The organism is Nocardia shimofusensis NBRC 100134 (assembly GCF_001613125.1).
GTDB classification, from domain to species: domain Bacteria; phylum Actinomycetota; class Actinomycetes; order Mycobacteriales; family Mycobacteriaceae; genus Nocardia; species Nocardia shimofusensis.
The window spans coordinates 15,012-40,239 of sequence record NZ_BDBT01000034.1; the positions used below are offsets into that span (position 1 = coordinate 15,012).

Sequence of the window (25,228 nt, forward strand, 5' to 3'; positions counted from 1 at the left end):
CGTAAACACACTCAGCGATCTTCATCGGGCTCACCTATGCTGGGCAAATGCCCGTGATCTCGACCTCTGTCCGCCGAACCGCGTTGGTCCGCCGTACCGCGTTGGGAGCTACCGGGGCCGCCGTGGCCGGGATCGGCTACGCCTCGCTGATCGAACGCAACGCGTTCGTGCTGCGCGAGGCGACCATGCCGGTCCTGCCGCCCGGATCATCGAGCCTGCGTGTGCTGCACATCAGCGATCTGCACATGATGCCCGGCCAGAAGCTCAAGCAGCAGTGGCTGCGCGAACTGGATCGACTCGAGCCCGATCTGGTCGTCAACACCGGCGACAATCTCTCGCATCAGAAGGCGGTGCCCGCGGTTGTGCAGTCCCTCGGTGGATTGCTCGCCCGCCCCGGCCTTTTCGTCTTCGGCAGCAACGACTACTTCGCGCCGGTGCCGAAGAACCCACTGAAGTACTTCAAGAACGATCACCGCCGCGTGTACGGCGCGCCGCTGCCGTGGAAGGATCTGCGCGCGGCGTTCTCCGAGCGCGGCTGGATGGATCTGACCCACGTGCGCCGTGACCTGGAGGTGGCGGGCATCCGCATCGCCACCGCGGGCGTCGACGATCCGCACCTGCGCCGCGACCGCTACGAGACCATCGCGGGCGCCCCCAACCCGCTGGCCGACCTCAGCATCGGCCTCACCCACTCCCCCGAGCCCCGGGTGCTCGACCGCTTCGCCGAGGACGGCTACGACTTGGTGCTGGCCGGTCACACCCACGGCGGCCAGCTGGCGCTGCCGGGCTACGGCGCGCTGGTGACCAACTGTGGCATCGACAGGTCGCGGGTGAAGGGCCCATCGCGCTGGGGCGCCCACACCCAGCTGCACGTCTCCGCGGGCATCGGCACCTCGCCGTGGGCCCCGTACCGGTTCTGCTGCCGCCCCGAGGCCACCCTGCTCACCCTGGTCGCCGCGCCGCCGAAGCGCCCGATCGCCGAGACCAGCGAGGGGCGCGCTTCCTCGCAGTCCGTGGCGAGCTGAACAAGCGCGAAAGGGGAACCGCGCGTAGCGGTTTCGCGCTTCGATCCGCGGCACGACGATCCGAATACCGGGGTGGCGAGTAGGCATCCAGCCGGACTCGTCGGTAGGGTCGCGTGCCGGGAACGAACGTCGGTCGTAGGAGGGGACGACGATGAGCACTGGATTCACTCGGAACACGCACACGGGGTCGGCGGTCGCGCACACCGATCACCCACCGCAGCAAGCGACTTCGGCCTTCGGCCCGCCCGGCGCGTCGACGGCGCCTGCCTCGTCCGCGCCTGCACCTGGTTCGCTCACGCCGAGTGACGTCGATGCCCACCGGATCGCTCCCGGTCCGGTGGGCCCGAGCGGTCTCGATGCGCGCCGCCCCGAGACGGTTCACGCCCTTTCGAGTCCACACCGACCCGGTTACGGCGCAACCTCTTCGGCTACCCCCTCCGCCTTCGACGACATGGAAGTCGCCCGAGCCCTCTACAGCCCCGACTCGGGCGGATACCGCTGGGTCGGCGCAGGCGTGGCGGCCGTGGCGCTCGTCGCCGGAGCCGCTGTCGCGATCTCGGCCAACGGTTCGGATTCCGCCGCCGACGACACCCCCGGCATGGTGAGTGCCCTGACCCAGTCCGCCCACTCCCGCGCCGAGGAGCCGGAAGAGCCCGTCATCTCCGCCGCCGCCCTCGTCCCCGGCTACCGCGCCGTCGTCGCTCCCGACAGCGACGCCGCCTACGACGTCCCCGCCGACTGGACCATCGCCTCCCCCGGCTTTTCCGGCGGCTTCGGCAACTCCCCCGACACCATCGGCGGCAAGGGCTACGCCTCCGAAGGCAAGGACTACTGCCCCGGCTCCACCCGCACCGTCTCCTTCCTCACCGGCTCCCCCGACACCGACGCCACCGCCGCGGCCCTCGACACCGCCACCAGGACCGCCCGCGTCGCCTACGCCATCGAGGCCGTCCCCGCCGCCACCGAGCCACTGACGTCCCTCGACGGCGGCCAGCACGGCACCTTCGTCGAGGCCCGCGGCCGCATCACCGACCCCGCCCCCGGCTGCGCCCCGGAATTCTCCGTCTACACCTTCGCCACGAGTGCCGACACCGGCAGTCTCGTCATGGTCATCGCCGCCGACACCGGGGTCCCCAGAGCCGTCGACCCCGCCACCGCCCGCCGCATCTTCGCCAGCATCCGCCCCTATAAACCGTGATCGACCTGCCGGTTTAACGACTGAGCCCGCCCTGTTGTAAGCTACTTCAGGTTCACTCCACGGGGTGTGGCGCAGCTTGGTAGCGCGCTTCGTTCGGGACGAAGAGGTCGCAGGTTCAAATCCTGTCACCCCGACTCGTGTGGTTGAGACACGATAGAGGCCCTGACCGGTTGTCCGGTCAGGGCCTCTGTTCATCCGGCGGCTCGGAATCGAAGGTTCGTACGATGCCGATCTTTCGATACGAGCAGAGCCGGAGGCTGCGCGGCGACATCAGTCGACGGCGGTGCCCTCCAACTCGACCATCTGGCCGGGGATCGCCAACCGTGTGACACCGAGCATCGTGGTGGCCGGCGCCACCCCGGCAGCGCCCAATCGCGACGCCAGTACGCCGTAGTGCTGGAAAAGCAGTTCGACGTCGGTCGTGTAGACGTTGAGCCGTACCAGGTTCGCCAACGACATGCCGGCCTCGCCGAGCACGGCCTCCACGTTGTCGAGGCTCAGCGCCAACTGCGCCGCCATGTCGCCGGCGTGCTGGGGCTTGCCGTCGACGCTCATCGCGGTCTGACCCGAGCAGTACAGGGTCCGGGTCTGGCCGGAGACGAGTTCGCCCTGGTTGAATCCCATGTCCACCGACCACGTGACCGGGTTGACCACGGTTCGTTGCGCTACCACATCAGCTCCATTCGGTTCGTCGAAGTACGGACGTCTCCCGGCCCATCGGCCGCTTGTCGGTGACGCCGTAGTGGTCAGCTTCACCGGGATTCACGACATCTTGTGTCGTGTATTTCGCTAAAGTTTTCTGGATGCGCGCCGACCGGTTGGTGTCGCTGGTGCTGCTGCTGCGCCAGCGCGGTCGGCTGACCGCGGCCGAGCTGGCCGACGAGCTGGAGGTGTCCACCCGCACCGTGTTGCGCGACATCGAGGCGCTGTCGGTGGCCGGCGTCCCGGTCTACGCCGAACGTGGGCGGCACGGCGGGTTCGCTTTGCTGCCCGGGTTTCGGACCGAGCTCACCGGGCTGAACCACGACGAGGCGCTGGCGCTGCTGGTCGCCGGATCTCGGCGCGGCGCACAGGCATTCGGTCTCGGCTCGGCGCTCGCCTCGGCGATGCTCAAGGTGGTCGACGCGCTGCCCGCGAGCTATCGGGACACCGCGGCCGGCGTGGCCGAGCGATTGCTCATCGACCCGGAGACCGATCTGCTGTCGCGTCGGCTGGTCGCCGAGGAAGTGCCCGGCACCATATCGGCCGAGATCCGACGGGCGGTGCTCGCCGGAAACAAGCTGCGCATCCACTATGCGGCTGTCGACCGAGACCCGAAGTGGCGCACGGTGGATCCGATCGGCTTGGTCATCGTCCGCGACCAGGGCTACCTGCTGGCCACGCGATCCGGCGCGGACCGTACCTACCGGCTGTCGCGGGTGTTGGCGGCGGAGGTACTGCCCGAGCCTGCGCAGCGTTCGGAACGGGTCGATCTTGATCTGGCCTGGCAGGAACGCAGTACGCGGTTCCGCAGGGGCGGCGATCAGATCGCCGTGCTGGTACGGGTGAACCCGGCGCGCCGGGAGGAGTTGGTGAGCACCGCGCTGGACATCCGCACCGAGGAACTCGACGCCGAGGGCCGACTGCGGCTGGAGGTGACCTTTCAGGATTCGCGTCATGCCGAATGGGCGTTGTGGCAGCTCGGCACGGATGCCGAAGCACTTGCCCCGCTGTCGTTGCGCACTTCCCTGCGCGAGCGCGCCACCGCGATCGCCGATCGCTACCGCGAGTGACGCAGCTCATCTGCGGCACCGATGATTTCGGTGCTGTCCCGCCGTCCAACCTGCGAAGCCGAACAACACCAGGACAGACAGGACGATCGCCATGACCGCTACCGCCAAGGGCCCGGCCAGTTACTTCCCCTCCATCGAGAAGAAGTACGGTCGCCCGATCGCCGAGTGGCAGGCCCTCATCGAGGCCTCACCTCTGACCAAGCACATGGAACTGGTGAACTGGCTGAAAGCCGAACACGGCCTCGGGCACGGTCACGCCAACGCCCTCGTCGCCCATACTCTCGCTGAGCGCGCTGCCGACTGAGCGGGCGGGGAACGAGATCCGGACGTGGGGTCGCAGACACGAGAGGTCGCACATCAGAGGCCGCCGACCCGGGTCGGTCGGTCCGGCCACGAGGCCGCGGCGACGGCCTATCGGAGGTGCCGGGCCGACTTGCCGCCGCGGCCGCGTTCGAGTCCGAGGAGGGAGCGAACGGCGACCGATCGGTCTTCGAGGCTGCGGGCCAGTTCGGAGCTCACCTCGTTCGCGGCTGCCACGAGTGTTGCCAGGTCTTCGACGGATCGGGCCTTGACGGTCAGTTCGATCGTCCGCACGCCGCGTTCGACCACGGCTTTGCCCTTCGCCGAAGAGACGTCGGGCCGCGCGGCGAGGTGGGCGGCGGCAGCGGCGGCGAGCGAGCCCAGGTCGATGGACACTCGGCCCAGCCCGTCCGGATCGGCGAGCCGCAGAGTTCCGGCCGACGAGGCGGGTGTGTGGCTGAACAGCCATCGGATGGCGAGCAGCGCGCACACCAGGCCGGCACCCGCCAGAGCCCACGGCCACCACGCCGTGTCCGTCGCGGACATCAACCCCGGCGCGGTCACCGTTTCCGGAACCTGCTCCACCACATCGGTGTTCCACAACAGCAGCGCTATGCCGAGACCGAGGAGAGCCACACCGGCGACGAACGCGGCGAATCGGTCGAGCGCACCGGCCAGACGAGTCATCTCAGTGCCCTCCCGTCCGTGTTCGAGTCCGGATCGCGGGCACATCCGTGAGGATCTCCGACAATCCGGTACGCACCGAGTTCTCGATGCTTTCGGCCATCGATCGACTCCCGGGGTCGGTCACCTCGGCTACGACCCTGATCCTGCGCCGCTTCGCCTTCGACCGGACGTGGAGCACGCCGGGCACCGTCGCGGCCAGGTGCGTGGCCGCCCGCGCGAGGTCGTCGTACTCGATCCATACCGAGGACTCGGCGTCGGCTCGCGCGGCGGTTGGACGCCGGGGCAGCACGGCGAGGATCAGCAACCACAGCCCGACCAGGACTGCGGCGATGCCCACCGGAATCATCCAGGCGGCGAAGGACAAGCCGTCGAGCCATTCGATCGCGGAATCGATCCAGCGGGTGCCGCTCAGCCAGCCCGCGGAGATCACGGCATCGCGCAAGGCGACCGCGGCGGCGGCGAGCAGCGCGATCGCCAGCAGCGCGCCCGCGTAGCCGACAGCAGGCGCCGCCAGCGGGCGGCGGCCCGGACGCGCGGCCTGGCCAGGTTCGATGCTGGAGATGTGACCGGTCATTCGATACTCCTCGTCGGCGATTCGTCGGCGAGCACCTGTGCCACCGCGACGTCCACGCCGTCGACCCGCAGTCCGGCGTAGTCGCCCAGCGCGGCCGTGACGTTGCGCTGTACCTGACGAGCGACCGTGGCCACCGGGGCCGGCCACACGACGGCGATCTCCAGCCACACCCGGACCCGGTCGGCCGAGGTCACTGCCCGCGATCTCGGCAGATCGCGTCCGGTGATCTTGTCGAGACCGCCCGCGTGCGCCTGGACTCCAGGAGTGTCGAGAGCGGCGCGTTCGGCCAGCCGCTTGACGGCCCGATCCCGGATCTCCAAGTTGCCACGGCCGCCCGCACCGTCCTCCTCGGCGAGCGAGCCGGGAACCGGGCTAACCACGGTCGCGACCACGGAACGCGGCCGACAGGTCGATCTCACCATCGCGCTGCGCACCGATCACGTAGCCGATCGCGCCGAGCAGCAGCGCGATCAGAAATCCGCCGAAACCGCCTGCGGCAGCGGCGACACCGAGCAGCAGGCCCGCCATCAGGCCGAGGGACGAAGTTGTCATTTCTACCTCCGTAGTGCCGAGCAGGGGATCCACACACGCAACGGCGTTCACAGTGCGATGTAGCGCCGTCTCCGCACGCGCACGGTGCGCCCGGTCCGGACGCGAAAGCGGTGGACGCGCTGCCTCCATGTGCCCGCGGCGGCGCGGCGCACCACGACCACAGTCCTCGTCTCCCCTGCCTGCCGCGCGGACGAATCGTCGGGAAACGCCCGGTCGATCGCTGCCAGCGCGGCGACGAACTCGGCAGGATCACCGCCACGGTCGGGGTGCAGCAGCTGAGCCGCCGCTCTGCGGGCGGCGGCGCGACTGCAGTACTGCTCCCACCGCGGCGACATCACGCGCCGTCGTCGCTGTCCGCGGGGGGCACCACGTCCTCCACGGTGACGGCGATCGGGCCCGATTCGATCGCGCCGACCGCAGTCCGTATCCGCTCCGCCACCTGCCGGATCGGAACCCCGAACCGGACGCTGACGTGGATGTCCACGCCGTGCTCCCTGACCCGGACCCCGGCGACGCGACGACCGGGTAGATACGTGGCGACCTCACCGAACAACCCCGGGTGCAGGGCGGCGACGCCGGGGACCGCGACGACGGCCGCGGCGATGCGATCCGCACGCCCGTCCGCGCCGTCCCGGTCGGCCACCGGATGCGCAGGGGCAGACATGTCACTGCACCCGAGGGGGCGCGGGCTCGGACTCGTCCTGCGGCAGGTGCACGTCGTGAACGACGATGTTGACCTCGGTGACCTGGAGCCCGGTCATCCGTTCGATCGCCGCGATCACATTGCGACGGATCCCCGAGGCGAGATCGGTGATCGACACCCCGTACTCGGCGACGATGTCGACATCGATCGCGGTCTGCTTCTCCCCCACTTCCACCGAGACGCCCTGCGACTGGTTCACGCTGGCGCCGGGGATGCGTTCGCGCAGGGCACCCACCATGCGCTGCGCCCCGCCGCCGAGGGCATAGACACCACTGACCTCGCGCGTCGCGATGCCTGCGATCTTGGACACGACCGTATCGGCGACGGTGGTCGTGCCCTGCGAGCTGACCAGGAGCGACTTTTCGGAGTCGCCGCCGGCGGCTGTGGACTTGGTCGGCTGGGGCGTCGTCATCAGTGTCCTCATTTCCTCGTTGCGGTTGATGCACAGATTCCGTCGGTGGACCGCGAGTGCTCCGAACGCCTCGATTCGAGGGGCATGCGACACACAGTCGGGTAATTGCCGAAAAATTCCGGATCAACCACATTTCGCGGCGCGGATGGTCACGGTTGCGCGGACAGCCCCGAATCCTCGTGGGCGGGCCGGCTACCCCTCGTGAACCGGCCCGCCCGGTGGCGGTGGGTTCGGCGCGGCGGCGTGGTTACCGTCGGCAGCGGCGGATCGCCGCGAGCTCCGGGAAGCGCCATCACCGGTGAAATGGACCGGCCGGGTCGGTCACCCCTCGTGGACCGACCCGGCCGGTTGCACCGCCGAGGCCACGACCTGCCACCCCTCGAAAAGACAGGTCGTGCCTCGGTTCCCACCCCGGTGGTGGTGTGTGGAGGTCTTGTGACCTCGGCACCGGTTCCGGGGGACCCGGTGTTGGGTATGACAATGCGACCTGCTTCTTGACAGGCACTTAAGAAGACCTTGTACGGCCGATATGGGCAGGCAGTCGGCGTTCTGCTAACAAGAGGTGGCTACGCGGGCGATGATCTGAGTGCGCGATGACGATGGGAGTGACAATGCAAACCGTGGTGGTATGGCTGCTGGCCAGCCTTCTGTACTGGTGGGGCCTGCTCTAGAAAGGAAAAACGGGCGAGTGCGGATGCGCACTCGCCCGTAGTGTTTCGTCGGCCGTGTATCGAAAGATGATCGTCAGTTCTGCGCGGCTCGGCACCGCGGGCACAGACCCCAGAACACGACTTCGGCTTCGTCGACGGCATAGCCGTGGGTGTCCGCCGGGTCGAGGCAGGGGGCGGGGCCGATCGCGCAATCCACGTCCGTGACCGCGTTGCAGCGGCGGCAGACCAGGTGGTGGTGGTTGTCACCGATGCGGGCCTCGAACAGCGCCGGCGAGCCCGCGGGCTCGATCCGGCGCAGCAGGCCGGCGCCGACACAGGCGTGCAGCACGTCGTAGATGCCTTGGGTGGACACCGATCCGATGGCCGCGCGCACGTCGGCGGCGATGGTGTCGGCATCGGAATGGGGGCGCGCGACGACGGCTTCGAGCACCGCGATACGCGGAGCGGTCACGCGCAGGCCGGCGGCGCGCAGCCACTCGCGGGGTTCGACGGTGTCGGTGTGCATGACTCCATAGTTCGGCAAACAATTGGAGTCGATCAAGTAAAGGTGGCCGATATCGCCGGGTGAGATAGGACACGACCCCGCGCCGGAATGTCGCCGCGGACCCGCTGGTTGTAGAGGCTGTCGGCGTCCGGACAGCCCCGGGCCTCACCCCTTTTCGTCGCTGCGTGCGACCACTCGCCGAGAGGCGCTTGTGGGGCGCCGACACCCGAAGCGCCGCCAGGTCTACCCCCCGGACCTGGCGGCGCTTCTTCCGTTCCGACCACCGCTGTTCGCTTGTTCGGCACGCCCCGGCCCGCATCGCAGGCCAGGATGCACCTATGACTTCGGCATCCGGTTCAGGCGAGGCGCTGCACCGCAGACTCGGCCTCACCGACTCGGTGACCATCGGTCTCGGCTCGATGGTCGGCGCGGGCATCTTCGCCGCGCTCGCCCCGGCGGCGGGCGCGGCGGGCCGGTGGCTGCTGCTCGCCCTGGCGGTGGCGGCGCTGCTGGCCTACTGCAACGCGACCTCCACCGCCCGGCTGGCCGCCCGCTATCCCGTCTCCGGCGGCGCGTATGTCTACGGCCGGGAACGGCTCGGACCGTTCTGGGGATACCTGGCGGGCTGGGGGTTCGTGGTCGGCAAAACGGCCTCCTGCGCGGCGATGGCCTTGACCGTCGGGTACTACGCCTGGCCGGAGTACGCGAGATACGTCGCGGTCGCCACGGTCGTGGCGATCACCGCGCTGAACTACACCGGGGTGCAGAGATCCGCGTTCGCCACCCGGATTCTGGTGGGCACGACACTGGCCGTGCTGCTGGCTGTCGTGGCGGCGGGTTTCGCCGGTGAGCACGCGAGCGCGGCCCGGCTGCCGGAGCGGATCGGGCCGGGCGGCGTGCTCGAGGCGGCCGGACTGTTGTTCTTCGCCTTCGCCGGTTACGCGCGGATCGCCACGCTCGGTGAGGAGGTCCGGGCGCCGGAGCGCACGATTCCGCGCGCGATCCTGATCGCCCTCGGCCTGGCGCTGGTGGTGTACGCCCTGGTGGCGAGCGCGGCATTGCTGACGCTCGGTTCGGCCGGGCTCGCCGCGGCCGCCGACCCGCTGGCGCAGGTGGTCACCGCGGCGGGTGCGCCGTGGCTGGCGCCGCTGGTGAGGATCGCGGCCGTACTGGCGGCGGGCGGCTCGTTGCTCGCGCTGCTGCTCGGCGTCTCCCGGACGACTCTGGCGATGGCGCGCGACGCGCATCTGCCCGCGGCGCTCTCGGCGGTGCACCCGCGATTCGGGGTGCCGCATCGCGCGGAGATCGTGGTCGGCGCGGTGGTTTCGGTGGCCGTGCTGCTGTTCGATCTGCGCGCGGCCATCGGGTTCTCCTCGTTCACGGTGCTGGCCTATTACCTGGTCGCGAATCTCTCGGCGAGCACGCTGCGTCCGGAGGAGGGCCGTCCACCGCGCTGGATTCCGTTCGCCGGCGCGAGTGGGTGCGTGGTGGTGGCGTTCGCCTTGCCGCTGCACTCGGTGCTGGCCGGTCTCGCGGTGCTCGCCCTGGGTGCGGGGTGGTACGCGCTGCGCGGCCCCCGCCGGCGTTCGGCCCGCGCGAGCTGAGGTGCGGCGGACACCCGCGGCGGTGCCGGGGCCGGGAGCGGCACGCCGTCTCGGCCGCCGGGGCATGACGCCGCCGAGACGGCGCGCGCCGGGCCCGCGGGCCGGTAGCCTCATGGCCCATGGGGCGAAGATGGCCCGCCGCGGTGGCGACGATGGCTTTGGTGGTGGGGACGGCGGTGATGTCCGGAGCGGTTTCCGGTGCCGCACAGGCGCAACCGCTCGCCCACTGTGCCGTCGATTCCGGCCGGGAGCCACAACGGGCGACCCCCGAGGCCGCCGGGTTCGACGCCGAAGGACTGGACGCGGCATTGCGTTTCGCCGCCGGGCGAAATCGGTTCAATGTACAGATCTTCCGGAACAACTGCCTGATCGGCGAGGGACCGAACAACACCGAGACCGGCCGCGTCCCGTGGAATGTCTGGAGTTCCACCAAGAGCGTCGTCTCGTTGCTGGCGGGCATGGCCATCGACCGCGGCGCCCTCGACCTGCACGCCCCCATCGACCGCTACCTGCCCGCCGGACTGGGCGACGCCGCACATCGGGCGATCACCGTGCACAATCTGCTCACCGAAACCTCGGGCATGAAGGCCGCCGTGGTGACCGAGGGCATCACCGGCGCTGTCCCCATCGACCCGAACAGCGCGGTGCAGGCGCTCGGCGTGCCGCTGGTCAACGCGCCCGGCACGGTGTTCAGCTACAGCCAGCGCAATGTCGACCTGCTCGCCTATGTCATCGAACTCGCGCTGGGGGAACCGTTGCAGCAGTTCGCACAACGCGAGTTGTTCGATCCGCTCGGCATCGAACGCGGCGACTACTACTGGGCCAAAGACCGCTCGGGCAATACCTACGGGTACGCGCATCTGATGATCCCACCGGACGACTTCGCCGAACTCGGCCTGCTGATCGCCGCGGACGGGCGGTGGGGCGACCGGCAGATCGTCTCGGCCGACTACCTGCGCGAGGCACGTTCCCCTTCCCGCGCCAACCCCTGTTACGGCTACCTCTTCTGGACCGGCAACGGCTGTGCGGAGATCCCGAATTTCCTGCCGTCGGACACTTATTCGACCTCGGGCCTCGGCCTGCAGAACATCTTCGTGGTACCGAGCCTCGATCTGGTGGTGATGTGGACGGGCGTGTTCGGCAATGTCAGCCGGTACGGTGCGCAGGGCGTGTTGCAGAACTTCGGCGAATTGTCGCACGAATTCTTCCGCATGCTGGCCGCTGCCATGCCCGGGCGGCCGCTCGGCGACCCCGCCCCGTACCAGGAGCCGCCGCTACGCACGGATCCGGGCCGGTATGTCGACACCGATCTGCTGATCGCCGTCTTCGGTCTCGGCCCGGCCGCCTATCCGGGCTGTAATGTCTTCTCCTGCCTGCACTATCGGCTGGCCGCGCCGTTCGCCGACGCCCCGCCGGGGTGCTTCCTGCTGGCCTGTCTCGGCACCGATCCGCGCACGCCCGGCATCCGCTGATCCTATCCCGGCCGTCCCGGCCGGGTCGATTCACCGGTGGGGTAGCACCGACCCCGGTTCCCCTGGCTCCGGCCCGAGCCGTCTGCGTACGTCGGTCAGAGCTCGACCGAGCAGGCGCGGACGGCCGGTCGGCGTGGGGGCGGGTCAGAGCGCGGTGATCCAGCCGTGCACGTCGTCGGTGCGCAACGCGGCGGCGTGCGCCTTGCGCAACGCTCCGGCGAGGGGACCGGGTTTCCCGTCGGCGACGATCCGGCCGTCCACCTCGATCACCGGGGCCACCCCGGCAGAGGTTCCGGTGACGAAAACCTCGTCGGCGATGTACAACTCGGTCAGGTCGACGGTGCGTTCCACGACCGGGATCCCGTCCTCGGCGGCGAGGGTGAGAATGGTACGGCGATTGATGCCGTCGAGAATGTCGCAGGAAACGTCCGGGGTGATGAGAGTGCCACCGCGGACCAGGAAGATATTGGCGGCGCTGAGTTCGCAGACGTGCCCGTTGCCGTCGAGGAAAATACAGTCGTCGTAACCGCTGTCGATCGCGTCCTGTTTCGCCAGCACCGAATTCACATAGGCGCCGTTGACTTTCGCGCGCGAGGGAATCGCGTTGTCCGGAATGCGACGCCACGGCGAGGATTTCAGGCGCATGCCGTCCTGCGGGACGATCGGCACCGCGTCGTAGACGAACATGCTCACGGTGATCTCGCAACCGCGCACCCGCGTGCCGGGAATCGAGGCCGAGACGTGGACCGTCGCACGCACGAACACCTCGGTGGCGGGCGCGTTGGCGGCGATCAATTCGCGCACCGTCGCGACGAACCGCGGGTAATCCCACTCCGCGGCGAACCGGTCGATGCCGATGATCTTGCAGGACTCCTCGAGCCGCCGGAAGTGATCGTCGAGCCGGAACGCGGTACGGGCCGAGCCGTCCACGTGCACGGGGAACACCGTGTACACGCTGAGGCCGTAGAGCACCGCCGAGGAAGCCACCCCGAGGTGTGCGTCTTCGGCCGCTACGAGCCGATCACCGAGGAAGACCTGAGCATGAGGATTCGCCACCGGCGCAGGCTAACAGGAGCGCCCGGCGCGAGAGAACCCCTTTTCTCGCGCCGGGCGCACCCGTCGGTATCCGGTTCCGGTGACCTCAGCGCTGGCTGAGCAGCACTTCGGCGATCTGGATGGTGTTCAGCGCGGCGCCCTTTCGCAGGTTGTCGCCGGAGACGAACAGCGCGAGGCCGCGGCCGTCGGGGACGCCCGGATCCTGGCGGATGCGCCCGACCAGCGACTCGTCGATGCCCGCCGCCTGCAGCGGAGTCGGCACGTCGACCAGCTTCACGCCGGGAGCCTTGGACAGCAGTTCCTTGGCGCGCTCGACCGACAGCGGATCGGCGAACTCGGCGTTGATCGACAGCGAGTGGCCGGTGAAGACCGGGACGCGCACGCAGGTGCCGCTCACGGCCAGATCGGGCAGGCCGAGGATCTTGCGGCTCTCGTTGCGCAGCTTCTGGTCCTCGTCGGTCTCGCCGCTGCCGTCGTCGACGAGTGAGCCCGCCAGCGGAATGACGTCGAAGGCGATCGGCGCGACGTACTTGTTCGGCGCGGGGAACTGCACGGCGCTGCCGTCGTGCACCAGCTTCTCGGCCTGGTCCGCCACGGCGCGCACCTGGGAGGCCAGCTCTTCCACACCGGCCAGGCCGCTACCGGAGACCGCCTGGTAGCTGGAGATGATCAGGCGCTGCAAACCCGCCGCGTCGTGCAGCGGCTTGAGCACCGGCATGGCCGCCATGGTGGTGCAGTTCGGGTTGGCGATGATGCCCTTGACCAGGTTGCGGGTCGCCTCCGGGTTCACCTCGGAGACCACCAGCGGCACCTCGGGATCCTTGCGCCAGGCCGAGGAATTGTCGATGACCGTGACGCCCGCGGCCGCGAAGCGCGGGGCCTGCACCCGGGACATGGTCGCGCCCGCGGAGAACAGCGCGATGTCCAGGCCGGTCGGATCGGCGGTCTCGGTGTCCTCCACCACGATCTCGCCGCCGCGCCAGGGCAGGGTCTTGCCCGCCGAGCGCGCCGAGGCGAAGAACCGCAGTTCGTCGGCCGGGAAGTCGCGCTCTTCGAGCAGCTTGCGCATGACGGCGCCGACCTGACCGGTCGCGCCGACCACTCCTACACGAACCATGATTATCGCCCCGTTCCCGCGTGCACCACGGCCACCTCGTCACCGCCGAGATCGAAGGCGCGGTGCAGCACCTTCACGGCGTCGTCGAGCTCGGTGTCCTTGACCAGGACCGAGATACGGATCTCGGAGGTGGAGATGAGATCGATGTTGATACCGGCCTCGGCCAGCGCCTCACAGAACGTGGCCGTGACGCCGGGATGGCTCTTCATGCCCGCGCCCACCAGGGAGACCTTGCCGATCAGGTCGTCGTAGAGGACCTGGGAGAAGCCGATCTCGCTCTGCCGCTTGGTGAGCAGCTCCACCGCGCGGGCGCCGTCGGTCTTGGGCAGGGTGAAGGTGATGTCGGTCTTGCCGGTCTCCACCTTGGAGATGTTCTGCAGCACCATGTCGATGTTGACCTCGGCGTCGGCGACGGCGCGGAACACCTTGGCGGCATAGCCCGGCTCGTCCGGCAGGCCGACGACGGTCACCTTGGCTTCGCTGCGATCGTGCGCGACACCGGTGAGGATTGCTTTCTCCAAGGGGATGTCCTCCATCGATCCATAGACATAGGTGCCCGGCTTGTCGGTGTAGGACGAGCGGACATGCACGGGCACGTTGTAGCGGCGCGCGTATTCCACGCAGCGCAACATCAGAACTTTGGAACCACAGGCCGCCATCTCGAGCATCTCCTCGTAGGAGACCTGTTCGAGGCGCTGCGCGTCGGGGACGATGCGCGGATCGGCGGTGAACACGCCGTCGACGTCGGTGTAGATCTCGCAGACGTCGGCCTCGAGCGCGGCGGCCAGCGCGACGGCGGTGGTGTCGGAGCCACCGCGGCCGAGCGTGGTCACGTCCTTGCTGTCCTGGCTGACACCCTGGAAACCGGCGACCAGCACGATGGTGCCCTCGTCGAGCGCCTCGCGCAGCCTGCCCGGGGTGACGTCGATGATCTTGGCGTTGCCGTGCGCCCCGGTGGTGATGACGCCGGCTTGGGAGCCGGTGAAGGAGCGGGCCTGCGCGCCGAGGCTGTGGATCGCCATGGCGACCAACGCGTTGGAGATGCGCTCACCGGAGGTGAGCAGCATGTCCATCTCGCGGGCGGGCGGCGCGGGGGCCACCTGCTCGGCCAGGTCGAGGAGTTCGTCGGTGGTGTCGCCCATCGCGGAGCAGACGACGACCACATCGTGCCCCTGCTTCTTGGTCTCGACGATCCGTTCAGCGACGCGCCGGATGCGTTCGGCGGTGGCCACCGACGATCCTCCGTACTTCTGAACAACGAGAGCCACGGCAGGTCCTCCCAGATCGCTTGCGGCTGCTGACAGCAGACCAGACTACCGGCCGGAACCGCCCGTACCGGTGGCTACCTCCTCCAGCGTGACCCTCGCCACGCTGGGGCGATCAGTGTTTGCCCCACCCGGGCAGGGGTAGCCGCGCGCGCACGTCCTCGGCGAGGGCGGGCAGTTTGGAGGCGGCGAACAGCGCTTTGAACTGCCAGCTGTCGTCGCGCGGGAGCACTCCGGCGCGCTGAGTGGCGTCGAGGAAGTCGTAGAGAGTCTCCCCCTCTTCCATCAGGCCGTTCGCGTCGAAGTGGTAGCGGTCGACGGCGCTGCACTGGATGAACCGGCCGGTGCCGTGGAGGACCGGCGCGGTCTCGTCGTAGGGGTACAGCCGCAGGGGGCCGCTCCAGTGCCCGCTGCCGATGTAGCGGATAACCGTGCGGACCCGGCCCTCCGGGGTGACGTCGATGTAGATCTGGCCGGGCAGCGGGTCGTAGCGCCAGTCCGGGATGGCGTCGAAGAAGGCCATGTTGTAGGTGACGAAGTCCTCGATGCCGACGATCGTGCGCCCGAAGGTGGTGACGTCGGTGTAACGCATGTCGGCGGCGTAGAGCTCGTGGTTGTAGCTCATGTCCCGGTCGATCCAGCTCCACCAGTACTTCTTGGCCCATTCCATCAGCCAGGACAGATCCACGTCGAGCTTGCGGTAGAACTCGATCTTGCGCTCGAAGTCGTCGAACCAGGCCTTGGTGGTGGCCTGTAGTTCGTGCTCGGGGATGGCACGGACCGGCACGCCCCGGTTGGCGTTGAGGAATTCCGGGACCGGACGGGACAGACGCGGCGTGCGCAGCGCCTGCTGGAACTTCTCCTCGGTGAACATGACGCTCCCTCGTTGTGGGGTCGGTGGGGCTGTGGTCGCCGGTCGAGCGCTATCGGGGGCCCGCGCTGAACAACCGAGCGCTCGCCTTGGCGAGCAGGCGCATATAGGAGGCGCCCAGGACACGCACAATGAGATCGCCGACCTTGGCGTCGGGTCCGACGAGGATCTTGGGTTTGCCCGCGGCGGTGCCGTCGAGGATCACCCGCGCCGCGCGTTCGGGACTGGTCATCGCATTGCGCTCGAACAGCGCGGCCAGGTCGGCGAGCTCGGCGCTGTCCACCCCGGTGGCGTTGGCGGCGATGGCGGTGCGGATGCCGCCGGGATACACGACGCTCACGCTGACCGGATGCCCGGCGATCAGCATTTCCTGGCGCAGCGATTCGGTGAAGCCGCGTACCGCGAACTTCGCGGCGTTGTAGGCGCTCTGGCTGGGCGCGGAGAACAGCCCGAACACGCTGGAGGTGTTGGCGATCCGCCCCGCCCCGGAGGCGATCAGATGCGGCAGGAACGCCTTGACGCCGTGCACCACACCCCAGAAGTCGATATCGACGACCCGGACGATGTCTTTCAGCTCGCTCCGTTCGACGGTGCCGACGAAACCGACGCCCGCGTTGTCGAACAGGTCGTTCACCACGCCGTAGCGCTCGATCACGGCGTCGGCGAAGCGCTGCACCTGCTCGTACTGCGAGACGTCGACGATTTCGGTCAGCACCTCGGCGCGCTGCACCCGGCAGCGCGCGGCGGTCTCGGCGAGCCCGGCGGCGTCGACATCGCACAGCGCCAGACGCGCGCCGCGCCTGGCCAGCTCGACGGCGAGTTCACGGCCCATTCCGGAGGCCGCGCCGGTGACGACGGCGACGTGGTTTCGGTAGTGGTCTGACATGGGTCCCCCTGGTGGGTCGATGCCGGATGCGGTCGGGCGCTCAGGCCGCCGGCGTCGCGACCGCGGCGCGCACGTGCTCGCGGACGAATCGGGCGATCACCTCGGTGACCTCCCTGCTCTCGGGCAGGAAGGGGAACACCACCGGGAACGCGTGGATCTGCCCGCGCCAGATGTGCAGTTCGTGCGGCACGCCCGCGGCGGCCAGCCGGGACGCCATGACCTCGGAGTCCAGCCGCAGGAACTCGTCGTCGCAGGCCAGCAGCAAGGTCGGCGGCAGAGTGGCGAGGTCACCGTTGACCGGCGACAGCGCGGGGTCGAGGTGCCCGTCGAGGTGGCCGCCGAGTTCGGCGATCCGGGCGAAGGCGGCGGCAGGCAGGAACGGCTCGGTGGCGGCATTGCGGTGGGCAAGCTTGTCCGCCATGTCCAGATCGAGCCAAGGGCTGACCGCGACCACCGCGCCCGGTGACGGCAGGTCGGCGGTGGCGGACCCGAGCGCGGTGCTCAGTGAGAGGAAACCGCCCGCCGAGTCGCCCGCGAACACCACCGACTCCGGGGCGATGCCCTGGCCGAGCAGCCAGCGATAGGCGGCCAGGCAGTCACTCACCGACTCCGGCACCGTCGCGTCGGGCAGGTAGCGGTAGCGCGCCTGGACGACCGGCAGACCGGTCCGCTCCGACAGCGCGGCGGCCAGGCGGCGGTGGGTGTGGAACCCACCCGCGACGAAGCCACCGCCGTGGAAGTAGAGAACCGAGCCGCGAGCGTAGCCCTCCCCCACGCCGTCGGCCCGGACGATCTCGCAGTGGACCTGCCCGTCGCGGACGGTCTCGACGTCGATCCCGGTCTGCACCGGCAGCAGCCGGGCGGCGAGGTCGATCAGCGGGGCGACCCGCAGCACCGGCGGGGTGATGGGCACATGGCGCAGCGCCGGGCGCACCAAGCCGCGCACCAGGCGCGTCGCGACCACGGACCGCCGACTGGGCCGGCCACCCTCCGGGTGGTGGCGGGGTTCGGGGGTGAGCGTCATTGCTTCGCCTCTCCGGCTGCGCCCTGGCGCCGCACGGCGAGCGTCGCGGGCCGCGGCGGGCCCGGGACGGACCATCATATGAATCGTATGATTCATGTTGCATCAGGTGATGTCAATACCCGTCGGCGCCGGTCGGCGCACCGATCGGCCGCTTGATGGACCCGGCGCGCGCGACGAGCATGGTGCCCATGAAGAGCATCGTGATCGACGTGCACACCGGCCGGTCCGAAGTCGTGCGCGATCTGACCCCCGAGTGCGCGAAGTTCGCCGCCGACATCGGTGGCGACGGCTTGCTGCACGTGTTCGTCCCACACGCCACCGCGGGCATCGCGGTGATGGAGCTCGGCGCGCGCAGCGACGACGACCTGCTGGCGGCCCTGCGCGACCTGTTGCCCGCCGACGACCGCTGGCGCCATGCGCACGGCTCGCGCGGGCACGGCCGCTCACACGTCATGCCCGCGATGATCGCGCCGTACGCGACGGTGCCGGTGCTCGACGGCCGCCTGACACTGGGCACCTGGCAGTCGATCGCCCTGGTCGACCTCAATGTCGACAATCCCGACCGCCAGGTGCGACTGTCCTTTCTCGCCGACCCCTCCTGAGCGCGCCCGGCCGATCCGGCCCGGACCCCCGGCCGATCCGGCCTCAGCCGCGGGTGAACCAGCTGACCTGCGTGCCGTCGGCGAACTGCCTGCGCGCGGTGGGCGTGAAGGCGGTCGGATCGAAGCCGTCGGCGAAGGCCGGGATGCCGCCGCCCGCCACCACCGGATAGCTCTTGACGACGAGCTCGTCGATTTCGCCGAGCAGTTGCGCGGCCAGCTTGCCACCGCCGGCGAGCCAGATATCGAGCCCCTCGGGACCGGGTTCGGCGGCGAGCCGGCGCACCAGGCCGACCGGGTCACCGGAGACGATCTCGACCGCGGGATCGCCCACCGGCTCGAGGCTGCTGGACACGACATACTGCCGCAGGTGCGCGTACGGGTTGACGATGCCGAGCGAGAGCGCGGGCAGGTAGGTGTTGCGACCCATCACCACGGTGTCGAAGTGCCGGTTCGCGGCGTCCGCCGCGAGGCCGAAGTGCGGCCGGACATGAGTGGGCAGCGTGTCCGGGTAGTCCTGGCACAGCCACTCCCGGAAATCGTCGGCGACCGGAAGGAAGTCGACCTCGTCGGCGGGGCCCGCGATGTAGCCGTCCAGCGACATACCGACGAAGTAGATGAGCTTTCGCATACCGACCACCGTTCAGTTGCACTACAATTGAAGTGGTCTCACCATAGTACTACAATCGAAGTGGCGTCAAGAGTCGTCCATGCGCACCCCTACCGCGCGGGCCGATTCGCGAATCGATGGGCGCAATCACTTCGGATTGATCATCCTGTGATCAAACTGTGATAAACATCACCGGAATGCGGGACCCGCCGCCGTAGCGAAATTGATCACCCACGAAGCCGTCCGGCGCTTCTATCGGCAGTTACGGCTACCCGACGGCAGCTTTTCGCGAAATCGGGTTCATCGCACTACTTGCCAGTAGCCTCGAATCGGCACAAAACCCGTGGTTGACGGATCGGAACGGCGCTGTGCAGAATCGGCCCAGATCGATCCACCGGGGGGCGGAGGTACCCGTTATGCGCACGAAAACCGATATCCGCTTCACGGTCGACGCCGGACCCGAGCAAGTACTGGACATGGTGGCGGCGATAGAAATGCTCCCGGAATGGTCGATGTATGTCGACGCCCGGGTCGCGACTCGACACGAGGACGGCAGGCCGCACCGGGTCTACGTCACAGCCGATGTGCTCGGCAGCTCCGATCTGCAGGTCCTCGAATACGAGTGGACCGGCAACCGCGCCTCCTGGCAGGTGGTCGACAGCTCGCGCGGGATCGGCGGCGGCGGCTGGTTCGAGGTGGCCGCGAATCGCGAGGGCACCCAGGTCTGGTACCACATGGAATTGCAGTCCCGAATGCCGTTGCCCGGCCTGCTGATGAAGCGCACCGTGCAGCGCTGGCACGAGACGGCGGCGCAGAATTTCGCGGAATTCGCCGAGAGCTTCCCGGGATCCGAGCAATACCACTCGATATAGCGAAATCGCATAATTATCGGACCGGCGGTATCCGGTCGTCGGAGCATTCGTCCGGATCGCAGTTTCCGAGGTTGTGAGCCACCGACTCGTGATGCGCCGTGGGGCCGTACGCCGCGGGCACGACCTGCACTCCGTCGCGCACCGCGCCGCGGATCTGGTCGACGTTCTCCCTGATCATGTCCGAGACCAGCTCGTCGGTGCGCGGGTCGGCCAGCACCTGGAAGACGATGCGGAACGTGGTGTCGGCGATCAGGCGGATGATGTCGTCGTGGAACGGGATGTAGCGGACCTTGCCCGCGTGCGGATCCTTCTTGATGAACTCGAGGATCATCTCGTCCATCTCCGCGCGGTTCTCCTCCAGCGCGGCCGCGATATTGCGGGTGTAGTGCCCGGTGCGTAGAACGCGGGCCACCTCGTCGAGCACGGCGATGGTCATCGGGCGCTTGATGACCTCCACGATGGTGCGCACGAAACGCCCGACCACCACCGCGGTCACCCGGTCGCCGAAGGCCCGGTCGGCGACCCTGGCCAGGCGCACCAGGATCACCACGATGCGCAGCAACCGCAGACTGCGGAAGACCGGGCTGGTCACCGGGATCATGCCGAGCACTTCGTACCAGTAGATCAGCGGGAAGGTCCACGGCCAGCCCGCCCGGTGCCAGCGCCACAGGAACTCCACCGCGAAGATCGCGCAGATCGCGTAGTCCACCATCACGACGGCGCGGTAGGTGTCCTCGGGGACGTCGAAGAAGCTGATCCACACCACCAGCGCCACCGAGACCAGCGCCAGTCCGAGCATCGCGAAGTCGGTCGCCAGCGCGGGCGGCTTACGCGGGTACTCCCCGGACTCCGGCGGCTCCAGCTCCGGCGCGGCCCCGTATCCCGAATTGGTGCTCGCTACCACGGATGTTCCCTTCGACGCCGGTCCCGAACGAGGGTAACCGGACCACCTGCTCGCAACGGGCGAACCCGCGCCCGCCGGAAGCACATTCGCCCGTTCAGCGGCCGTCGCGCAGGATTCGCTCGATATTGCGTTCGGCGAGGGCGGCGATGGTCAGCGAGGGATTCACGGTGCCGGTGCTGCCGGGGATCATCGCCCCGTCCACCACATACAGACCGGGGTGGCCGTGCACCCGCCCGTACTCGTCGGTCGCCTTGCCCAGCACCGCGCCGCCGAGTGGATGCGCGGTGAACAGGCCGTTGGCGTCGTAGCCCAGCGAGCGGAAACCCAGCAGCGAGCCGGACTGCGCGGCGATCCGCTCGTCCACGGCCCGCGCGGCCTCGGTCACCCGTTCCCGGTCGGCGGGGTTCCAGCTCAGGCCGACCTCGCCGGTGGCCGAGTCGTAGCGGAACCGGGTGCGCGCCGAATCGAGCACCATGCCGAGGGAGGCCAGCGCGCCGGTCTCCACCGGGATGCCGGGGATGTACCAGTTCTCCAGGGTCAGCGGCACGTCCGAGTCGTCGAAGATCCGGCTCGCGCTGGGCACGCCCTGGCCGAACCCGTCCAGGCTGCTCGCGCCCCTGGCCAGCACCACATCGCCGTTGGTGCCCCAGCCCTCGCCGATATGTTCGCCGAGATCGGGCAGCGCCCCGGTGGCCCGCGCCCGGACCAGGAGTTCGGAGGTGCCGATCGACCCCGCGCCGAGGAAGAGCTTGTCGCAGGTCAGCGTGCGGGTACCGAGTTCGGCGCCGGTGGGGTCGAGGGTGGTGACGGTGACCGCGTACCGGCCGCCGGATTCGCGGGCGATCGCGTCGACCCGCTGCCCCGGATAGACCGCGGCCTTGCCGGTGGCCTCGGCGTACTTCAGGTAGTTCTGGTTCAGGTCGAACTTCGCCCCGTTGGAGTTTCCGAGGTTGCTGCGGGCCACCGTCGCGGAGGGGCGCACCCCTCCGGACAGTTCGGCGCGCACGATGTTCCAGTCGAAGATCGAGTCGTTGGGCTGGGGCTCGTAGCCTGCCGCGCGCACCTGCTGATCCCAGGCACGCGAATGCGCGAACGGCGCGGATCGGTAGATGTCGGCGGGCATCGGGTCGAGCCGCAGCATCTGCCGGACCCGTGGGTAGTAGACGCGGTCGAGTTCGCCGTAGTCGACGACGCCGCGGAACACCTCGTCGAACATCGCGCGCTGCGGGGCGATCATCACGCCGCTGAAGATCACCGAGCCGCCGCCGACCGCCGCCGCGCGCCATACGTCGATGCCCGGGTACTCGGTGCAGTCGAGCACGCCGCCGAAGGACGAGAAGGTCATCGGCACCTTGGTGACGCCGGTGAAGCTGGTGCGATGCCAGAAGCCGCGGCCGTCGGGCAGGTCGTCGCCGGTGAAGATCTCGCGCCACGGATCGTTGGGCCAGCGCGAGCCGCGTTCGAGCACGCAGGTCTGGACCCCGGCTTCGGCCAGGCGCAACGCGGTGACCGCCGCGCCGAACCCGGAGCCGATGACCAGGGCGGTGGAATGGCTCGGCGGCTCGGGCAGCCGGCCGAAGATCTCCGGCACCCACTCCCGGAACAGGTCGTGCCAGCCGGGTATCGCCGCGGCGTGCGGTACCCCCGAAATCGAACTCGCTCCGGCGAACAACGCCGCGAGACCCGCCGCCTCGAACAGGGCGCGTCTGCGCACCAGGCCACCTCCATCAATCACGCATGGCGGAGGCAGGATAACGCGCCCCATGGCGCGGCGGAACCGGGAAATCCGGGGTGTGACCGGGGGCTCAGTTGCTGAAAGGCAGCTGTTGGGTCGAGCAGGTGGCCCCGGGCGCGGGCAGCCGCAGGTCGATCAGGTAGCGCTCGCGCAGATTGCGCACGCAGTCTCCGGCGGGCCGGTGACCGTAGCCCTCTTCGACGACAACCAGTCTGGCGTTGACCAGTTCCTGCTGTGCCCGCTCGGCGAAGGCCAGCGGAGTCACCGGGTCGAACTCATTGCTGACCAGTAGCGCGGGCTTCTCCGAGATGAGCGTCCATGGCGTCACGCCGCGGCGCGGATCGTCTTCGGCGGTGGTCCACGCGCCGCACGGCTGGCGGGCGTAGAGCCAGAAATCGTCGAACGGCGGGGAGTTCTGCGGGGTCTGGGCGGCCAGTTCCGGCCAGCGATCCGGATCGCGGGGCAGCGCGGTGTCGGCACAGGTGATCGCGAGGAAGGAGTCCAGGAAGTCCGGATCGGTGACGTCGACGGCCAGGGCCTGCCGCGCGATCTCCGGGTCACCTGCCTGACCTCGCTCCAGCTCGGCGAGGAGCCCGGCCAGCGCGGGCCAGCCCTGCTCGGCGTCGTAGAGCAGCAGCGCGTGCGCCCGCACCGCCTGCGCGTAGTCGACCGCGACCGCGCGCTCGCCCGCGCCGACGACGATCGGGCCCTCGCGCAGCCGATCGAACAGCGCGGCATCGCGCTCGCGCAGCCGGTCGATCTCTTCGTCGGGCACCGGCGTCTCGAGGGTGGTGGTCACCCGGGCGCCCCCGGAACCTCCGGCCTTCTCGGTGCTGGGCGATGCGCCGCCCGGCACGTCGCCGCCCGGCACGTCGCCGCCAGGCTGTCCGGTAGCCGGCTGGTCCGGACTCGGCTGCACGGTGCCGGACTGTTCGGAGCCGGGATTCTGCGCGCCGGACGGCGCCGGGTTGCCGGTCAGGTCGCCGCGCTCGCCGCCCGCCACGAACGCGCACCCGTCGCGGCCTGCCTGCGCGCACAACCGCAGGAACTCCTCGAACACCTCGTGCGTGCCCGCCGCCGTGGAGGCGACCTGCGTCCTGGTGTCGACGCTGTAGGCCCGCGGATCGATCAGCGAGCTCAGGTGCAGCGCGCGCACCCGGTCGCCGAACAGCACGCCGTAGACCTGACCGAGGTAGGAGGCGTAGGAGCCACCGGTGAAGGTGAGCTGGTCCTCGCCGACGGCCCGGCGCAGCAGGTCCAGGTCGCGGGCCGCGTCGACGGTGGTCAGATGTGGCAGCAGTTCCCCGCTGTGCCGGGCGCATCCCTCGGCGTAGGCCCGGCTCGCCTCGGCGGCCGCGCGCTGCTGCTCCTCGGTGAGCGGCGGCAGCACCAGGGTCTCCCAGAACCGCTCCTGCTCGGCGGCGTCGGCGAAACAGCGCACCGGCGTGCTGGCCCCGACGCCGCGCTGGTCGAAGGTGACGATGTCGAAGCGGCGGCTGATCTCCCCGGCGAACATGGGTCCGCGCCGCGCCCAGTCCAAGCCGGAATCACCCGGCCCGCCCGCGGCCGCGAAGAGCGTGCCGACGCGACGGTCCGGTTCGGTCGCGGACTGCTTTACCACCGCGATCTCGATCGTCGGCCCGTCGAGCCTGCTGTAGTCCAGCGGGACGGTCGCGACCGCGCAGCGGTACCCCGCGAGCCGCTCGTCCGCGCAGTCGGTCCAGTCCAGTTGTGGCGTCGGCGCCGCGTCGGCGTGCGCAGCCAGCGTGGCGGGCACCGTGAGCTCGCGCGCGGACTGCGCGCATCCGGCCGCCAGCGCGGGCCCGGCCAGCACGGCCAGAGCCACCAGCGCGATCTTCCACCTACGCACGTGCACATCCTGCGCTGCGACAGCCGCCGATGGCGTCATCCTCGATGAGGAGATCCGGTTCGTGTCGTGTCGAGCTCATGTGATCAACAGTCGCACGACCGCGATGGTGCCCACCACGACGATGACCGCGCGCAGCACGTTAGGGGGCATCTTCCGCCCGACCCGCGCGCCCAGCTGCCCGCCGACGATCGCTCCGGCCGCGATCAGCGCGACCACCTGCCAGTTCACCTCGGCGACCATGATGAAGACGGCTGCCGCGATCGCGTTGACCAGCAGTGCCAGCACGTTCTTCACGGCGTTGAGCCGCTGGATGTCCTCGTGCACCAGCACGCCGAGCAGGCCGAGCAGCAACACGCCCTGGGCCGCGCCGAAGTAACCCCCGTAGATGCCGGTGCCGTAGACCGCGATCCACAGGATCAACCCGCCGTGCTCGGGAGCCGCGTCGGTCCCCTCCTCGCGCCGCCGCTTCACCCAGGCGGCCAGCCGCGGCTGCACCACCACCAGGACCAGCGCGATGATGATCAGCACCGGCACGATCGCGTCGAAGGCCTCCGAGGGCAGCCACAGCAACAGCACAGCGCCGGTGATGCCGCCGAGCAGAGAGGCCGCGCCCAGCCGCAGCAACCGGTCGCGCTGACCGCTGAGCTCGCGCCGGTACCCGATCACGCCGCTGACCGAACCGGGCACGAGACCGACGGTGTTGGACACATTCGCGGTGACCGGGGGCAGCCCGAAGGCCAGCAGCACCGGGAAGGTGATCAGGGTGCCCGACCCGACGATGGTGTTGATGCCACCGGCGGCCACACCGGCCGCCAGGATCGCCAGTTGTTCGAGCCAGGTCATGATCAGGGAGGCTATCGGCCCGCGAGTTCATCCACGGCCATCGGCACCCGGGCTCACCCGCCCGCGCGCTGAGGCGCTAAACTGGCACCATCATGCAGCGGGCTCTTCTTCTCGGCCGCCGC

At 69.4% G+C, this 25,228-nt stretch carries 28 protein-coding genes and 1 tRNA gene; 9 read left to right on the forward strand and 20 right to left on the reverse strand.

Features of this window, described 5'->3' with window-relative positions:
* The first annotated feature begins 47 nt into the window (after window positions 1-47).
* The 3 genes from NS3_RS24930 (at window position 48) to NS3_RS24940 (ending at window position 2,357) form a co-directional block, all read left to right on the forward strand.
* Window positions 48-1,025 (forward strand): metallophosphoesterase, encoded by a 978-nt coding sequence (locus NS3_RS24930; RefSeq protein ID WP_067864427.1) that lies wholly within the window; start codon window positions 48-50, stop codon window positions 1,023-1,025.
* Between the two features lie 451 nt (window positions 1,026-1,476).
* On the forward strand, window positions 1,477-2,223 hold the full coding sequence (locus NS3_RS24935) for a DUF8017 domain-containing protein (protein ID WP_067864430.1): 747 nt from the start codon (window positions 1,477-1,479) through the stop codon (window positions 2,221-2,223).
* A gap of 60 nt (window positions 2,224-2,283) precedes the next feature.
* Window positions 2,284-2,357: transfer RNA gene (locus NS3_RS24940), tRNA-Pro, on the forward strand.
* Between the two features lie 136 nt (window positions 2,358-2,493).
* On the opposite strand, the gene NS3_RS24945 is transcribed toward NS3_RS24940, so the two are convergent.
* On the reverse strand, window positions 2,494-2,847 hold the full coding sequence (locus tag NS3_RS24945; RefSeq protein ID WP_067864550.1) for a RidA family protein: 354 nt from the start codon (window positions 2,845-2,847) through the stop codon (window positions 2,494-2,496).
* Window positions 2,848-3,026: 179 nt separating this feature from the next.
* On the opposite strand from NS3_RS24945, the gene NS3_RS24950 reads away from it, so the two are divergent.
* Both NS3_RS24950 and NS3_RS24955 read left to right on the forward strand, forming a co-directional pair.
* Window positions 3,027-3,995 (forward strand): helix-turn-helix transcriptional regulator, encoded by a 969-nt coding sequence (locus tag NS3_RS24950; protein ID WP_067864432.1) that lies wholly within the window; start codon window positions 3,027-3,029, stop codon window positions 3,993-3,995.
* Window positions 3,996-4,086: 91 nt separating this feature from the next.
* Window positions 4,087-4,299, forward strand: coding sequence for a DUF4287 domain-containing protein (locus tag NS3_RS24955; protein WP_067864434.1), 213 nt, complete (start codon window positions 4,087-4,089; stop codon window positions 4,297-4,299).
* 107 nt (window positions 4,300-4,406) lie between these two features.
* Here NS3_RS24955 and NS3_RS24960 read toward each other — a convergent pair whose 3' ends face one another.
* From NS3_RS24960 to NS3_RS24995, 8 genes are all read right to left on the reverse strand, one after another.
* Window positions 4,407-4,982 carry a hypothetical protein gene (locus NS3_RS24960; RefSeq protein WP_067864438.1) on the reverse strand — a complete coding sequence of 192 codons (576 nt, stop codon included), beginning with the start codon at window positions 4,980-4,982 and terminating at the stop codon, window positions 4,407-4,409.
* A gap of 1 nt (window position 4,983) precedes the next feature.
* The gene (locus NS3_RS24965; protein WP_067864442.1) at window positions 4,984-5,556 is read right to left on the reverse strand and encodes a DUF6286 domain-containing protein; all 573 of its coding nucleotides are present in this window, start codon (window positions 5,554-5,556) and stop codon (window positions 4,984-4,986) included.
* Complete coding sequence (locus NS3_RS24970; protein WP_067864553.1) at window positions 5,553-5,936, reverse strand: Asp23/Gls24 family envelope stress response protein; 384 nt, start codon at window positions 5,934-5,936, stop codon at window positions 5,553-5,555. Before NS3_RS24970 ends, NS3_RS24965 begins: the two co-directional genes overlap by 4 nt.
* On the reverse strand, window positions 5,929-6,108 hold the full coding sequence (locus NS3_RS24975; RefSeq protein WP_067864445.1) for a hypothetical protein: 180 nt from the start codon (window positions 6,106-6,108) through the stop codon (window positions 5,929-5,931). Before NS3_RS24975 ends, NS3_RS24970 begins: the two co-directional genes overlap by 8 nt.
* A 47-nt stretch (window positions 6,109-6,155) precedes the next feature.
* A complete protein-coding gene (locus NS3_RS24980; RefSeq protein ID WP_157101523.1) occupies window positions 6,156-6,446 on the reverse strand; it encodes a hypothetical protein in 291 nt (96 codons plus the stop codon).
* A complete protein-coding gene (locus NS3_RS24985) occupies window positions 6,443-6,772 on the reverse strand; it encodes an Asp23/Gls24 family envelope stress response protein (protein WP_067864451.1) in 330 nt (109 codons plus the stop codon). The genes NS3_RS24980 and NS3_RS24985 overlap by 4 nt, the downstream gene beginning before the upstream one ends.
* Window position 6,773: 1 nt before the next feature.
* Window positions 6,774-7,223 carry an Asp23/Gls24 family envelope stress response protein gene (locus NS3_RS24990; protein WP_067864556.1) on the reverse strand — a complete coding sequence of 150 codons (450 nt, stop codon included), beginning with the start codon at window positions 7,221-7,223 and terminating at the stop codon, window positions 6,774-6,776.
* 744 nt (window positions 7,224-7,967) lie between these two features.
* Window positions 7,968-8,399, reverse strand: a complete 432-nt coding sequence (locus NS3_RS24995; RefSeq protein WP_067864454.1) for a Fur family transcriptional regulator — start codon at window positions 8,397-8,399, stop codon at window positions 7,968-7,970.
* 317 nt (window positions 8,400-8,716) lie between these two features.
* Here NS3_RS24995 and NS3_RS25000 point away from each other — a divergent pair, with 317 nt between their 5' ends.
* Window positions 8,717-9,982 (forward strand): APC family permease, encoded by a 1,266-nt coding sequence (locus NS3_RS25000; RefSeq protein ID WP_067864457.1) that lies wholly within the window; start codon window positions 8,717-8,719, stop codon window positions 9,980-9,982.
* A gap of 119 nt (window positions 9,983-10,101) precedes the next feature.
* On the forward strand, window positions 10,102-11,454 hold the full coding sequence (locus tag NS3_RS25005; protein ID WP_067864460.1) for a serine hydrolase domain-containing protein: 1,353 nt from the start codon (window positions 10,102-10,104) through the stop codon (window positions 11,452-11,454).
* 144 nt (window positions 11,455-11,598) lie between these two features.
* Here NS3_RS25005 and NS3_RS25010 read toward each other — a convergent pair whose 3' ends face one another.
* From NS3_RS25010 to NS3_RS25035, 6 genes are all read right to left on the reverse strand, one after another.
* Window positions 11,599-12,510, reverse strand: coding sequence for an aminotransferase class IV (locus NS3_RS25010; RefSeq protein WP_067864463.1), 912 nt, complete (start codon window positions 12,508-12,510; stop codon window positions 11,599-11,601).
* An 85-nt stretch (window positions 12,511-12,595) separates the two neighbouring features.
* Complete coding sequence (locus NS3_RS25015) at window positions 12,596-13,630, reverse strand: aspartate-semialdehyde dehydrogenase (RefSeq protein ID WP_157101524.1); 1,035 nt, start codon at window positions 13,628-13,630, stop codon at window positions 12,596-12,598.
* Window positions 13,630-14,895, reverse strand: coding sequence for an aspartate kinase (locus NS3_RS25020; protein WP_067864469.1), 1,266 nt, complete (start codon window positions 14,893-14,895; stop codon window positions 13,630-13,632). The genes NS3_RS25015 and NS3_RS25020 overlap by 1 nt, the downstream gene beginning before the upstream one ends.
* 112 nt (window positions 14,896-15,007) lie before the next feature.
* On the reverse strand, window positions 15,008-15,766 hold the full coding sequence (locus tag NS3_RS25025; RefSeq protein ID WP_067864471.1) for a hypothetical protein: 759 nt from the start codon (window positions 15,764-15,766) through the stop codon (window positions 15,008-15,010).
* 49 nt (window positions 15,767-15,815) lie between these two features.
* Window positions 15,816-16,649 (reverse strand): SDR family NAD(P)-dependent oxidoreductase, encoded by an 834-nt coding sequence (locus NS3_RS25030; protein ID WP_067864474.1) that lies wholly within the window; start codon window positions 16,647-16,649, stop codon window positions 15,816-15,818.
* A gap of 40 nt (window positions 16,650-16,689) precedes the next feature.
* Window positions 16,690-17,673: an alpha/beta hydrolase gene (locus NS3_RS25035; protein WP_067864477.1), complete on the reverse strand. Its 984-nt coding sequence runs from the start codon at window positions 17,671-17,673 to the stop codon at window positions 16,690-16,692.
* Window positions 17,674-17,861: 188 nt separating this feature from the next.
* Between NS3_RS25035 and NS3_RS25040 the strand changes: the two genes are divergently transcribed.
* Window positions 17,862-18,275 (forward strand): secondary thiamine-phosphate synthase enzyme YjbQ, encoded by a 414-nt coding sequence (locus NS3_RS25040; RefSeq protein ID WP_067864559.1) that lies wholly within the window; start codon window positions 17,862-17,864, stop codon window positions 18,273-18,275.
* A 43-nt stretch (window positions 18,276-18,318) separates the two neighbouring features.
* On the opposite strand, the gene NS3_RS25045 is transcribed toward NS3_RS25040, so the two are convergent.
* Window positions 18,319-18,903: a dihydrofolate reductase family protein gene (locus NS3_RS25045; RefSeq protein WP_067864479.1), complete on the reverse strand. Its 585-nt coding sequence runs from the start codon at window positions 18,901-18,903 to the stop codon at window positions 18,319-18,321.
* Window positions 18,904-19,298: 395 nt separating this feature from the next.
* Between NS3_RS25045 and NS3_RS25050 the strand changes: the two genes are divergently transcribed.
* Window positions 19,299-19,754, forward strand: coding sequence for an SRPBCC family protein (locus NS3_RS25050; protein WP_067864482.1), 456 nt, complete (start codon window positions 19,299-19,301; stop codon window positions 19,752-19,754).
* Between the two features lie 13 nt (window positions 19,755-19,767).
* Here the strand turns inward: NS3_RS25050 and NS3_RS25055 are convergent, their stop codons facing one another.
* The 4 genes from NS3_RS25055 to NS3_RS25070 form a co-directional block, all read right to left on the reverse strand.
* On the reverse strand, window positions 19,768-20,658 hold the full coding sequence (locus tag NS3_RS25055; protein ID WP_067864485.1) for an ion transporter: 891 nt from the start codon (window positions 20,656-20,658) through the stop codon (window positions 19,768-19,770).
* 94 nt (window positions 20,659-20,752) lie between these two features.
* The gene (locus tag NS3_RS25060) at window positions 20,753-22,393 is read right to left on the reverse strand and encodes a GMC oxidoreductase (RefSeq protein WP_444980684.1); all 1,641 of its coding nucleotides are present in this window, start codon (window positions 22,391-22,393) and stop codon (window positions 20,753-20,755) included.
* Between the two features lie 70 nt (window positions 22,394-22,463).
* Window positions 22,464-24,263: an alpha/beta hydrolase gene (locus NS3_RS25065; protein ID WP_245649797.1), complete on the reverse strand. Its 1,800-nt coding sequence runs from the start codon at window positions 24,261-24,263 to the stop codon at window positions 22,464-22,466.
* Window positions 24,264-24,338: 75 nt separating this feature from the next.
* The gene (locus NS3_RS25070) at window positions 24,339-25,106 is read right to left on the reverse strand and encodes a sulfite exporter TauE/SafE family protein (protein WP_067864494.1); all 768 of its coding nucleotides are present in this window, start codon (window positions 25,104-25,106) and stop codon (window positions 24,339-24,341) included.
* Between the last annotated feature and the right edge of the window lie 122 nt (window positions 25,107-25,228).

Excerpts from the sequence above, each read along its gene's own strand:
- NS3_RS25070 (WP_067864494.1), bottom strand. The coding sequence starts at position 25,106 with ATGACCTGGCTCGAACAACTGGCGATCCTGGCGGCCGGTGTGGCCGCC.
- NS3_RS25035 (WP_067864477.1), bottom strand. The coding sequence starts at position 17,673 with ATGACGCTCACCCCCGAACCCCGCCACCACCCGGAGGGTGGCCGGCCC.
- NS3_RS24995 (WP_067864454.1), bottom strand. The coding sequence starts at position 8,399 with ATGCACACCGACACCGTCGAACCCCGCGAGTGGCTGCGCGCCGCCGGC.
- NS3_RS24960 (WP_067864438.1), bottom strand. The coding sequence starts at position 4,982 with ATGACTCGTCTGGCCGGTGCGCTCGACCGATTCGCCGCGTTCGTCGCC.
- NS3_RS25040 (WP_067864559.1), top strand. The coding sequence starts at position 17,862 with ATGAAGAGCATCGTGATCGACGTGCACACCGGCCGGTCCGAAGTCGTG.
- NS3_RS25050 (WP_067864482.1), top strand. The coding sequence starts at position 19,299 with ATGCGCACGAAAACCGATATCCGCTTCACGGTCGACGCCGGACCCGAG.
- NS3_RS24950 (WP_067864432.1), top strand. The coding sequence starts at position 3,027 with ATGCGCGCCGACCGGTTGGTGTCGCTGGTGCTGCTGCTGCGCCAGCGC.
- NS3_RS24965 (WP_067864442.1), bottom strand. The coding sequence starts at position 5,556 with ATGACCGGTCACATCTCCAGCATCGAACCTGGCCAGGCCGCGCGTCCG.
- NS3_RS25045 (WP_067864479.1), bottom strand. The coding sequence starts at position 18,903 with ATGCGAAAGCTCATCTACTTCGTCGGTATGTCGCTGGACGGCTACATC.
- NS3_RS24930 (WP_067864427.1), top strand. The coding sequence starts at position 48 with ATGCCCGTGATCTCGACCTCTGTCCGCCGAACCGCGTTGGTCCGCCGT.
- NS3_RS24945 (WP_067864550.1), bottom strand. The coding sequence starts at position 2,847 with ATGGGATTCAACCAGGGCGAACTCGTCTCCGGCCAGACCCGGACCCTG.
- NS3_RS25025 (WP_067864471.1), bottom strand. The coding sequence starts at position 15,766 with ATGTTCACCGAGGAGAAGTTCCAGCAGGCGCTGCGCACGCCGCGTCTG.
- NS3_RS24975 (WP_067864445.1), bottom strand. The coding sequence starts at position 6,108 with ATGACAACTTCGTCCCTCGGCCTGATGGCGGGCCTGCTGCTCGGTGTC.
- NS3_RS24935 (WP_067864430.1), top strand. The coding sequence starts at position 1,477 with ATGGAAGTCGCCCGAGCCCTCTACAGCCCCGACTCGGGCGGATACCGC.
- NS3_RS24990 (WP_067864556.1), bottom strand. The coding sequence starts at position 7,223 with ATGACGACGCCCCAGCCGACCAAGTCCACAGCCGCCGGCGGCGACTCC.
- NS3_RS25000 (WP_067864457.1), top strand. The coding sequence starts at position 8,717 with ATGACTTCGGCATCCGGTTCAGGCGAGGCGCTGCACCGCAGACTCGGC.
- NS3_RS24955 (WP_067864434.1), top strand. The coding sequence starts at position 4,087 with ATGACCGCTACCGCCAAGGGCCCGGCCAGTTACTTCCCCTCCATCGAG.
- NS3_RS25030 (WP_067864474.1), bottom strand. The coding sequence starts at position 16,649 with ATGTCAGACCACTACCGAAACCACGTCGCCGTCGTCACCGGCGCGGCC.
- NS3_RS24985 (WP_067864451.1), bottom strand. The coding sequence starts at position 6,772 with ATGTCTGCCCCTGCGCATCCGGTGGCCGACCGGGACGGCGCGGACGGG.
- NS3_RS25005 (WP_067864460.1), top strand. The coding sequence starts at position 10,102 with ATGGGGCGAAGATGGCCCGCCGCGGTGGCGACGATGGCTTTGGTGGTG.